At 46.4% G+C, this 11882-nt stretch carries 9 protein-coding genes; 6 read left to right on the plus strand and 3 right to left on the minus strand.

What is annotated here, in order from left to right; genetic code table 11:
• The first annotated feature begins 21 nt into the window (after window positions 1-21).
• Complete coding sequence (gene trmB / locus NA59_RS13245) at window positions 22-720, plus strand: tRNA (guanosine(46)-N7)-methyltransferase TrmB (protein WP_044413849.1); 699 nt, start codon at window positions 22-24, stop codon at window positions 718-720.
• A gap of 7 nt (window positions 721-727) precedes the next feature.
• Here the strand turns inward: trmB and NA59_RS13250 are convergent, their stop codons facing one another.
• Window positions 728-1576 (minus strand): HDOD domain-containing protein, encoded by an 849-nt coding sequence (locus tag NA59_RS13250; RefSeq protein WP_044413852.1) that lies wholly within the window; start codon window positions 1574-1576, stop codon window positions 728-730.
• Between the two features lie 283 nt (window positions 1577-1859).
• On the opposite strand from NA59_RS13250, the gene NA59_RS13255 reads away from it, so the two are divergent.
• From NA59_RS13255 to NA59_RS14575, 4 genes are all read left to right on the plus strand, one after another.
• Window positions 1860-2075, plus strand: a complete 216-nt coding sequence (locus NA59_RS13255; RefSeq protein ID WP_044413855.1) for a hypothetical protein — start codon at window positions 1860-1862, stop codon at window positions 2073-2075.
• Between the two features lie 129 nt (window positions 2076-2204).
• The gene (locus NA59_RS13260) at window positions 2205-4625 is read left to right on the plus strand and encodes a penicillin-binding protein 1A (protein ID WP_044413857.1); all 2421 of its coding nucleotides are present in this window, start codon (window positions 2205-2207) and stop codon (window positions 4623-4625) included.
• 92 nt (window positions 4626-4717) lie between these two features.
• The gene (gene adk, locus NA59_RS13265) at window positions 4718-5365 is read left to right on the plus strand and encodes an adenylate kinase (protein WP_044413858.1); all 648 of its coding nucleotides are present in this window, start codon (window positions 4718-4720) and stop codon (window positions 5363-5365) included.
• A 181-nt stretch (window positions 5366-5546) separates the two neighbouring features.
• Window positions 5547-8006, plus strand: coding sequence for a methyl-accepting chemotaxis protein (locus tag NA59_RS14575; RefSeq protein ID WP_052501699.1), 2460 nt, complete (start codon window positions 5547-5549; stop codon window positions 8004-8006).
• A gap of 31 nt (window positions 8007-8037) precedes the next feature.
• On the opposite strand, the gene mnmH is transcribed toward NA59_RS14575, so the two are convergent.
• The gene (gene mnmH / locus NA59_RS13275; RefSeq protein WP_044413860.1) at window positions 8038-9138 is read right to left on the minus strand and encodes a tRNA 2-selenouridine(34) synthase MnmH; all 1101 of its coding nucleotides are present in this window, start codon (window positions 9136-9138) and stop codon (window positions 8038-8040) included.
• Entirely contained in the window at window positions 9138-10172 is a 1035-nt protein-coding gene (selD, locus tag NA59_RS13280) for a selenide, water dikinase SelD (protein WP_044413862.1), read from the minus strand. Before selD ends, mnmH begins: the two co-directional genes overlap by 1 nt.
• 167 nt (window positions 10173-10339) lie before the next feature.
• Here selD and NA59_RS13285 point away from each other — a divergent pair, with 167 nt between their 5' ends.
• Window positions 10340-11881 (plus strand): ATP-binding protein, encoded by a 1542-nt coding sequence (locus NA59_RS13285; protein WP_044413864.1) that lies wholly within the window; start codon window positions 10340-10342, stop codon window positions 11879-11881.
• Window position 11882: the final 1 nt, after the last annotated feature.

The following is an 11882-nucleotide window of genomic DNA, read 5'->3' on the forward strand; positions in this document are numbered from 1 at the left end:
TTAACAGGTAAAAACTACAAGATGGAAAACCAAGAACAAGCAACACCCAATCGCCGTATCAAAAGCTTTGTATTGCGCCAAGGCCGTATGTCCAAAGCACAACAACATGCGCTCAACCAGGCCTGGCCAGATTATGGTTTAGAACCTGAAGATAAGATATTAGATTTAGAGGCCGTTTTTGGTCGTCGCGCACCGACTTATCTCGAAATTGGTTTCGGCATGGGCACAAGTTTAGCGGCCATGGCAAAAGCTAACCCGGATCGAAATTATATTGGGATTGAAGTCCATCGACCAGGCGTAGGCGCGTTATGTAAGCTTATAGAAGAACAGGGCCTGACCAATATTCGCCTTTTCAACCATGATGCGATTGAGGTGTTAGAAAAGTCTATTCCGCCCGCCCGTCTTGCTGGCGTTTATTTATTTTTCCCCGACCCTTGGCACAAGGCGCGTCATAAAAAGCGTCGGATTCTTAATGCTGAGTTTGCCGACAAAATCGCTCACTACTTAGAAACCGGCGGTGAATTTCATATGGCGACCGATTGGCAGGATTATGCCGAACAAATGATGGAAGTAATGAGTGCGACTAAGGGCTATGAAAACAGAGCCGGCGTTAATCAATATATGCCCCGCCCTGACTACCGACCGCTAACCAAGTTTGAACAGCGCGGCCATCGACTTGGCCACGGTGTTTGGGATTTAATCTTTGTTAAAAAACCTTAACGCTGCATTAAACAACTGAACCAAGATAGGTTTCTTCGGCTTGATCAAGTAACTCGGTGTAATCTGACAGCGTCATTTTAAAATAACTGAGCGCCAATAAGGCTTGATCAAGATCCACCTCATACACCGGAAAATAACCATAAGCTTTACCTTTATAGCGCGAACCCAGTTCAGCTAAAAAGGTGATCTTGGCATAATCACCGTCTTCACCTTTCAGCTTAGTGGGAACATGATGCCCCGCCACCCCCATCACCACTTGACGTGGCAGCCCCCATTCTCGCAACATCGTGCCGCCTAGCGCAGGATGTAAAACACCATAAATTGCACGCTCGCTATTAATCACACTGACCATGCTTTGGGTATTGGCACGCTTAACATCAAACAGTTTTTTATCATCATAAGAGGCCATTAACAACACACCAATATCATGAAAAATACCACACATAAAAGCCAGATTAGGACTCACAGGCTGTGCCACTACCCCAGCTAACTGCTTAGCAATATAACCAGAAAGCAATGCATGTTCCAAATAGCGCGCTGAATGAATCACCATGGAACTCACGTTAAAACCGGACATACTCACTTGGTAGCCGATATTTTCTACCTCCGCCATACCAAGACGACTGATCGCCTCAGCTAAACTTTCAATCCGACTGCCTTGGTTATACTTAGGGGTGTTACTGGTTCTAACAATCTCCAACGTCAGCATCGGGTCCCTCATAATGATCTGCTCTAAATCACAATTTCGTACAAGTGGGTCATTTAATGCACGCTGCAATTCAACTAACGCAATCGGCAACTGCGGCAGCTGGTCTTGCGCTTTTAAGTACTGAATAACTTGATCACTGGTTGCCATAGCCTATACTTTTTTATTGGGTTAACGAAGACATGCCCATAGATTAATCGATTTATCACTTTAAATTCAACAAAACCAATTACTATCTTTAATGGATTAGAAAAAACAAAGACAGCTTAACTAATTATCAAGCAATGCATTCCGCAAATCATTCCAAACTTGACCTATATCAAGCAAGCCTTTAACTATCAAAAAATTGAATTTGAAATTTTTGTTAGTTGAAGGTATATTGCAACTTGAATATTGGTTTCAAATAATAAAAACTTAACTCTGAGGCGACACCATGAGAAATGAACTTAAATTTTTACTGGTATTAGTAGCAATTGTAGTAATCCCACTTGCTATTTTAATGGGTATTTACCTTGAGATCCTGCCACAAAGCTTGCAGGTCGCGATTGGCCTATTCGGTGTAGCATCGGCAATAGCCATTATTGTCGGTGGAAATCTATACCTGATGTGGGATGACATTAAATCAGGTCGTTACAAAAAACGTACTTAATTTGTTGCAACGTACCTACTATAAACTTAAGACCCGACCTTGTCGGGTTTTTTGTTTTTACACCAAGACAAACGCATCGCTAAAAATTAACGTACAATACCTACATCACAACAAATTAGCTAAACCTCCATGGATTCTGACGAATTTTTAAAAAACGTGCATCACGGACGCAAAAAAGCCTCCCCACCGACAGTTAAACGCACCAGCTGGCTTAAACGCCTTCTCTTAAGCGCCTTTTTACTCGCCCTGATCCCGATTATCGCGTTAAGCATCTATGTTATTCAGGTTTACCCAAGCCTACCCGATGCCTCAGACCTAAAAAACATTAGCTACCAAGTTCCACTGCGGATTGAAACCGCCGATGGTCGACTCATCACTGAAATTGGTGAAAAACGACGCATCCCACTAGAGTACTACCAAATCCCAGAACGGATGACCCAAGCGATTATTTCAGCGGAAGACGAACGTTTTTATGAACACACTGGTGTGGATATAAGAGGCTTATTACGCGCCGTTTTTGAACTGGTCTCAACAGGCTCCAAACAATCTGGGGGCTCAACCATTACGATGCAGGTCGCACGTAACTTCTTCCTAACCAGTGAGCGCACCTACACGCGAAAACTAAACGAAATCATTTTGTCGTTTAAAATCGAACATGAACTCACTAAACAAGAGATTATGGCGCTCTACCTGAATAAAATATTTTTAGGCCATCGTTCTTATGGTGTTGCGGCCGCTGCGAAGACGTATTATGGCAAAGAACTTCACGAACTCGAACTGCATGAGTTTGCGATGATTGCGGGCTTACCTAAAGCGCCTTCGGCTTTTAACCCTGTCGCCAATCCACCTCGTGCCAAACTGCGGCGCGACTATGTTTTACGCCGAATGAATGAACTTGGTTTTATTAGCCGCGTTGAAATGCGCATTGCACAACAGCAACCGATTGAAGTTGAATTAACCGGTGTACGTATCGAGGTCGAAGCCGGCTATGTCGCTGAAATGGCTCGCCAATTTGCACTAGAGCGCTTTGGTGAAGATGCATTAAACTTGGGCTTAACCATTATCACCACACTCCAAAGCCAGCACCAACTTAACGCCAACCTCTCAGTACGTGACGGCCTGCAAGACTACGAAAGACGCCATGGATATCGTGGTCCAGTAAGCCGACTTTCGCCAACACAAATGCTGGATGATCAACAAATAATTCAAGCCATGCGCGAGTTTAGCGCACCAGGCGGACTCCAATTAGCAACGGTTACACGACTAGAAAACAACCAGGCCTGGTTACTACTACGCTCAAACGAACAAGCGCGCATCCGTTTCGACACGCTAAATTGGGCGGCGCCTTATATTAATGTTAACCGCACAGGCCCTGCTCCAACCACAATTGAAGAGGTATTATCCTTGGGTGATGTCGTGTATTTGCAACGCCAAGGCACCGGCTGGGCTCTCGCGCAAAACCCACAAGTGGATGCCGGTATGGTTAGTTTAAATCCTCGCGATGGTGCCATTTATGCCATGGTGGGAGGATTTGACTTCTTCAAAAGTCGTTTTAACCGCGCCACCCAAGCCAAGCGACAACTCGGCTCGGCATTTAAACCGATCCTATACTCTGCGGCGCTAGAACGCGACTATACACTTGCCACTGTTGTCAATGACGCCCCGGTCGTCTTCCATGATGCGGCTCTGGAAGGTGTGTGGCGTCCGGAAAACTTTACCGGTCGCTTCTATGGCCCAACGCGAGTAAGGCCCGCCCTCGCACATTCACGCAACCTTGTACCGATTCGTATTTTACAAGATATTGGGATTCATCCGACGATTAGCCATGCCGCTCAATTTGGACTCTCAACGGCGGAGCTTCATAAACACCGCAACCTATCGCTTGCGCTAGGCTCTGTCGAGGTCACCCCTCTTGAAGCCGCACGGGCTTACGCTGTGTTTGCGAATGGTGGCTACTTAATTGAGCCTTACTTCGTTAAGCAGGTTCGTGACTTTAATGGCAACACAATCTACCGTGCTGAACCCCAGCTAGCCTGCCAAATTCAATGCCTTGAAAATGACCCCAGCCTTGCACCCAGAGCCATCAGCCCACAAAATGCCTATCTCATCACCTCCATGTTACAGGACGTCATTGGCTATGGCACGGCGCGCAGTGCGCGTAGCTTAAACCGTCAAGACATTGCAGGCAAAACGGGGACGACCAATCAACTTTTTGACGCCTGGTTTGTCGGCTACAACCCCGATGTGGTCGCCAGTGTTTGGGTCGGCTTTGATGGCCCTAGCAGCTTAGGTCGCCAAGAAACGGCTGGACGTGCCGCGCTACCCATCTGGATCAACTATATGGCGCAAGCGACGCAATCCTCGCCCAATATTCCTTTTTTACAACCAGAAGGCCTCATCAATGTACCCATTGACCCAGATACAGGCTTAGCTGTCCCTGCCGATACGCCGAACGCGCTATTTGAAATGTTTTATCAACGTAACGCGCCGGTGGTACCGAGCGTCACGCCCAACACCTTGCGAGATTTAACTCGCGAACTGTTTCAATAGTGCTGTTGCATGTTGGTTTGGCGCAACACCGCCAGCTAAAGTCGGTATAATGTCACGGCAATTTAATGAAAAATTAACTTAGGAAACAGCATATGAAACTGATTCTTCTCGGCGCACCTGGCGCAGGCAAGGGCACCCAAGCTCAATTTTTAACCAAGCAATATGGCATCCCACAAATATCTACAGGCGATATGCTTCGCGCGGCGATTAAAGCTGGCACCGAACTCGGCAAGCTCGCTAAGTCCTTCATGGACGAGGGCAAGCTGGTAACAGATGACATTATTATCGGTCTCGTTAAAGAGCGCATTGCGCAAGACGACTGTGCCAAGGGCTTTTTGCTTGACGGCTTCCCTCGTACCCTTGCACAGGCCGATGCACTCGCGGAGGCCGGTGTAGCGATTGATGCGGTCATTGAAATTGACGTTGCCGATGAGGTCATCGTCGAACGCATGTCAGGACGTCGTTGTCATATGGCATCAGGACGCACCTATCACGTCACATTCAACCCACCAAAAGAAGCGGATAAAGATGACGAAACCGGTGAGGAACTGATTCAGCGCCCTGACGATAAACCAGAGGTAGTACTGGACCGCTTAAAAATCTATCATGAGCAAACCGCACCCTTGATTAGCTACTACCAAGATAAAGCAAACAAGATTGAAGCCCTACAATACATTAGAATTGATGGCACCTTGCCGATTGCAGAAGTAGAAAAAGCGATTACCCAAGCACTGAACTAACCAGAACAGCTTTAGCCCGGATGTTTAGGTAAACATCTGGGCTAACCTGCTCACACTTTTCTAATTGACAGACAAAAAAACCGCACAATTCATCCGTCCGCCCAACTTATCCTTACCCAGCCTCAAGACTTTAGTGTAAAATCAATTAAAACGAACATTTAATTTTTCATAGGTGCCTAACATGCAAACGCAATCACTCAAAACTAAAATTATTTTTGCCACCTTCGCGGTGACAACACTGGTCGTCAGTGCGGTGGCGATTATTTTATATCTTTCGCAAATCAAGCCGCTTGCAGGCCAAATTGAACGCGACCTTACCCAAAACATGTCGACCTTTATGGATAGTCAGATTGAATTGAAAATCCAATCAGGGATTATCGGTGCCACCATGATGTCTCAGCAACCAAACACGCTCGATGCCCTCAATCGTCGTGATGATCAGGCACTGCGTCAGGTCTTAGCTGGACAACAAGCCCATTACAGCAGTGTCAGTAATTTCAGAGGCATCTTTTCTGAAATACTCGATGCAAGAGGTCAATCACTAATTCGCTCTTGGAACCTCAATGCGCCTGGTGCAAACCAAGCCAACAATGAACTCATTCGCCATGTGATGCAACAGAAAAAAGCGAACGGCGCACTCGGCTTTACTGAGCGAGGTGTAGCGATCACCTCTGTAACGCCGGTTCTTAATGCTAATAAGGACCTACTCGGCATGGTCACAATGGTACAAGGCGTTGGTTCGATTTCACGTGATTTTGAACGGATTATTGGCGGGGCGTGGATCATGCTGGTGGATCGCAATTATGTGCAAACCGTACAGGGACACACTCGTGCGATTGACAGTTTACAAGCTATAAACAACCGCTATGTGATTGCCAATAACACCTGGTTTAAAGAGGAAGTCATTAACCTCACCAAGCAACTCTATCAACAACTGGATGGTGATCAAACTCAGGTTTATCTTTCTAATGGTTTTCTCGTCGTCGATTTACCCGCCTATGATGAAGCGGGGCGTGTTTTTGGTCGCCAAATTTTTATTCAAGATGAGAAGGTTTACACCGACATCCTTACCCAAGCCCATAACCAGGCCTGGTTGACCTTAGCCGGTGTCGTATTTGGTATTTTATTGTTAGCAGGGATCTTATTATTATTAATCAATCGTCTAGTGATTGCGCCACTTCAAGGCCTAAATCGCACGATGGCAACCATTGAAAAAACAGGAAACTTTTCCTTGCGCGTTCCTGTCAAGTCAAACGATGAAGTTGGACAAACCGCCCAAGCTATTAACCATCATCTAGAGCAGGTCAGTGAGGCCATGAACCAAACGGGGAGCGCGATTGCCGCACTGGCGAATGGCGACCTAACCCAACGTATCACAGGCAACTATGTTGGGGATCTATTAACGATTAAAAATGGCGTCAACGCCAGTGCTGATAATGTGCAAACAATGATTGAGCAAGTAGCCCAGGCGATGAGTAAACTGAGTGCTGGTGAGTTTAGCTTTAAGTCAACGCTCAACGCTCAAGGTGCATTTGCCGATATTCTAGCCAACACCAATCATGCGATGACCTCACTCAATCACATCATGCAAGATATCAACAACACCATCACAGAGATGGCGCAAGGACGCTTTCAAAAACGTATTGAAGCCGATGCACAAGGTGATTTAGACCTACTTAAACAAAAAGTGAACCAAAGCCTCGATAAACTCGACGAGGTGATTCGCGACATTGCGAGCGTAATGCAAGCACAAAGCAACGGTGACTTGACCGAACGTGTTCGAGTTGAATGCGAGGGCGACCTTAGTCGTCTCAAGCAGGCTATTAATGAAAATGCAGACCGTTTAAGCGCGATTATTAATGAAGTCCTGATTGCATCCGATACCGTTTATGGTGCCGCTGAAGAAGTGTCCAACGGCTCAGATAGCTTAAGCGAAAGTGTTCAACAACAAGCGGCCTCAGTTGAACAAACCTCGGCCACCATGACTCAAATCACTTCCGCCATTGACAACAATGCGCACAATGCAAAAAGTGCTGACAAGCTTGAGCACGCACTGGAAACCCACTCTCAAACCGCTGCCAAAGTCATGCGCGAAACGATTACAGCAATGGAAGCTATTCAACAGTCTAGCACGCAAATCAGCGAAATCGTTACGCTGATTGATGGCATAGCCTTTCAAACCAACCTACTCGCCTTAAATGCCGCCGTAGAAGCCGCGCGCGCTGGCGAACATGGTCGTGGCTTTGCCGTCGTCGCAGGTGAAGTACGCTCCTTAGCACAAAAGTCAGCTGAAGCCGCCAAAGACATTAAAGGCTTGATTGAAAAGAGTGTTGAGCGTATTAATCAAGGCACACAGCTCGCATCCGAATCAGAAGAAATCATCAGCAAGATGAACGAATCCATCGGCGAAGTCACTAAAATGATAGCGGGTATCGCTAATGCATCGGTTGAACAGGCACAAGGGGTCAATGAAATCAATCAAGCGATTGGATTAATTGACAATGTTACCCAACAAAACGCGGCCTTGGTTGAAGAAACCTCAGCGGCGGCTGAAAGCCTAAAAGACCAAGCTAAACTGCTCAGCGAAAGTGTGTCGTTCTTTAAAACCAAACCCAATAAAGGATTAGGCTATAAAGGTTAAGCAAACCCATATCCCGCCTTGGCGGGATTTTTTATATCAATGACAGGCTAGTCAAATAGCCTTCGACGTCGGAGGCCTGACCTTGCATGACAAACGGCTGGGGATAGCGTTTTAGCTGATAATCGTACATTGGGTCATAATAATCACGCAACATGAAGCCGATCCATTCTAAATGCGCGCCAATATCACCTCTCGCCTGCTGTATCAACCAGGCCTGGTTAAACGCCTTTAAAACCTTCGCATAATTCAATCCACCCAACCGCTTAGCGATGCGCTCAAACCGCGACAGCATAAATTCACGCCATTGCTCGGGGTTTTCATATTCAGTTTGAGCCTGCGTCACATACTCGGCCAAGATATTTTGCTGGCGCTGTTCAAACGGCGTATCCAAAAAAATCCGTGGGCCTGATTTAATTGCCGCAAACAACGAAGGACTTAAGTGTACCGAACCGATATTACGCCCTTCATCTTCAAACAAGTAATTCGTTTGCCCGCTGGCTTCCAATGCCAGCAGTCGATAGGCCAATTGATTTTCAAAATCGATCTGACTCGGCTGTGGCCAGGCATGGGCACCGAAGGTTGAGCCGCGATGTTGCGCCAAGCCTTCTAAATCAACCGCGAACTGACAGTTAGTCACGACCTGGGTTTTACCCGAACCCGTGCGCCCGGCCAACACCCAAGGCGTAATGGTTTGAGTTTGCAACTTGGTCGCTAAACGCTCAAGTTCATCCATCAAATACTGACGAAAGGCTTTATAGCCGCCCTTCAGCCGAACAATGTCAACACCCGCCCCCGCCATCCATTGCTGCGAAATACGCGAACGCAAGCCACCGCGAAAACAGTAAAGCAATGCATTTGGCTGTTGTTGCTTGAAATCACACCAAGCCGCGACCCTTGGCGCGCGTACTGATGGGTTAACTAGTTGATGCCCCAACTCAATCGCTTGTTGCTGGCCTTGTTGTTTGTAACATAGCCCAACTAAACGTCGTTCTTCATCCTGCATTAAGGGTAAATTAATCGCGTTAGGCATCGCGCCTTTGGCAAACTCAACTGGCGCACGCACATCAATCAGCGGCGTCTGCGCCAAAACGATCGCTCGAAAATCATCGGTAGTAGGTAAATCGCTCGTCACTAAACCACCTCAACCCAACAACCCGACTTGGTGGGTGTCTGGGTAAATCCAATGGACTCTAAAACCAAGCCCTGCGCAGCACAAGATTGATGGAAAGCCTCCAAACCATCACGCTTCACCATCACCAACAAGCCACCCGAGGTTTGTGGATCGCACAGCAAGTTACGGGTGTTTTCATCTAACGGGCTAACCTTATCGCCAAAACTCTGCCAATTGCGTAGCGTGCCACCAGGCACACAGCCCTGGTCTAGAAATGCTTGCACCTTGGGCAGTAGCGGCACTTTATCTGCCACTATCTGCGCCTGCACCCCACTGGCTTCACAGACTTCAATCAGATGCCCCAGCAAACCAAAGCCAGTTACATCCGTCATCACCGTCACCGCCTCCAGCTTAGCGAACTCCGCCCCAGCGCTATTGAGTTGGGTCATCGCATCAATCGCCACCTGCAACTCTTCTGCGGCGATTTTCTGCTGCTTTTGTGCCGTAGTTAAAATGCCAACGCCCAGCGGTTTAGTTAGAAAAATCTCACAATCAGGTTGCGCCATGGCATTGGTTTTCATCAACCGATTTTCAACCAACCCCGTCACCGCTAAACCAAAAATGGGCTCAGGCGCATCAATCGAATGCCCACCCGCCAAAGGAATACCAGCCGCTTCGCAGACACTCCGTCCACCTGAGATCACCTGCGCCGCGACCTCGGCGCTCAATTTATCAATTGGCCAGCCAAAAATCGCAATCGCCATCAACGGCTTGCCACCCATCGCATAAATATCTGAAATCGCATTAGTGGCCGCAATACGCCCAAAGGTAAACGGATCATCGACAATCGGCATAAAAAAATCGGTGGTCGATAATACCGAACGCCCATCACCCAAATCAAACGCGGCGGCATCATCCTTCGCACTGTGCCCCACCAGCAGACCGGGGAAATGCTTGTCAGATTTTGCGCCTTCAAGAATACTATTAAGCAAAGCAGGCGAAATTTTACAGCCGCAACCTGCGCCGTGGCTATATTGAGTGAGTGCTATCGTCATAGGGAATTATTATCTCTCAGTTTGGTAAAACAGCAAGGCGCAAGTATAGCACAAGCCCTCATCACACCGAGACCCGTGGCGCTGGCGATTAATTTAGCCCAAGCTGAGCGCATAGAGATTATAGAGTTTGCTATACTATTGACTCTTATGATAAAGACACCACAACGATGAAACTTAAAAAACTACCGATAGGTATCCAAACCTTCAGTGAAATCCGCGAGGATGATTACGTTTATGTCGATAAGACAGGGATTGCCCATGCGCTATTACAGAATTACAAATATGTTTTTTTAAGCCGCCCCAGACGTTTTGGTAAGTCATTATTTTTGGATACTCTGCGCAATATTTTTGAAGCCAATAAATCCCTGTTTAGGGGTTTGGCGATAGAAAACCAATGGAATTGGGATGTAAGCTATCCGGTGATTCAAATTTCATTTGCTGAGGGGAAGATCAAATCGTTTAAAGACCTTGAGGATAAGTTTGAAGAGATATTTATCTACAATCAACAACGGCTAGGTATCACCTGTCAATTTGAGGCGCGTGATCGCCGTTGTTTCAGCGAACTGATTCGCAAAGCGCATGCAAAATACAACCAAAAGGTCGTCGTGCTGGTCGATGAATACGACAAACCGATTCTGGATAACATCACCAACACGCCCCTTGCTCAAGAAATCCGTGATGGCTTGGTTAACTTTTACAGCGTGATTAAAGGCAGTGATGAGTTTTTACGGTTTGCGTTTTTAACCGGCGTGAGCAAGTTCACCAAAACCTCTATTTTCAGCGGGCTGAACAACATCACCGACATCTCACTCGATAAACCCTATGGCGATATCTGTGGTTACAGCCAACAGGATGTCGAAACCACCTTTGCACCTTATCTCGAAGGTGTGGACATGGATAGGCTCAAAGAGTGGTACAACGGTTACAACTTCCTAGGCAATCGAATGTACAACCCGTTTGACATCCTCAATTTTATTGCCAAGGATCATACCTATTCCAACTACTGGTTTGAAAGCGGCACGCCAACCTTTCTTATCGAGCTGATCAAAAAGCAATCCTACTTCCTGCCCAACCTTGCCAACCTGCGGGTAGATCAAAAACTGCTCAATAGTTTTGACATTGAAAACCTAGATTTAGAAGTCATTCTTTATCAAAGCGGCTATTTAACGATTGGAAACGTAACCCAAGACGAAGACGATGATATTATTTACACGTTGGTTGTCCCCAATAAAGAAGTAAAAACCTCATTAAACAAGTACATTATCACCAGTCTCTATGAAGATAACAGCTTAAAAGCAAAACCTTTAAGTCGCGCTTTAAGAGAACAGAATCTTGAGAGTTTCAAACTTGCTTTGACCAGCATCTTCGCCAGTATTCCCTACAACAATTTCATCAAAAACGACATGCAAAACTATGAAGGTTTTTATGCCAGTGTTATCTATGTCTATTTACAAAGTTTGGGGCTGAATATTATTGGTGAAGATGTGACCAATCAAGGGCGAATCGATTTAACCATCAAAATGGACAACGCCATTTACATCCTCGAGTTTAAAGTTGATGCGACAGACAAAACTAATGCCCTGCAGCAAATAAAAGACAAAGACTATGCCAGCAAGTATCTCGACCAGCAAAAACCTATTTACTTGATCGGCATTCACTTTAACAGCCATGAAAAAAACTTATCCGGATTTGAATGGGAGAGAGTATAAA

It is taken from the genome of Thiomicrospira microaerophila (assembly GCF_000934765.1).
GTDB lineage: Bacteria > Pseudomonadota > Gammaproteobacteria > Thiomicrospirales > Thiomicrospiraceae > Thiomicrospira > Thiomicrospira microaerophila.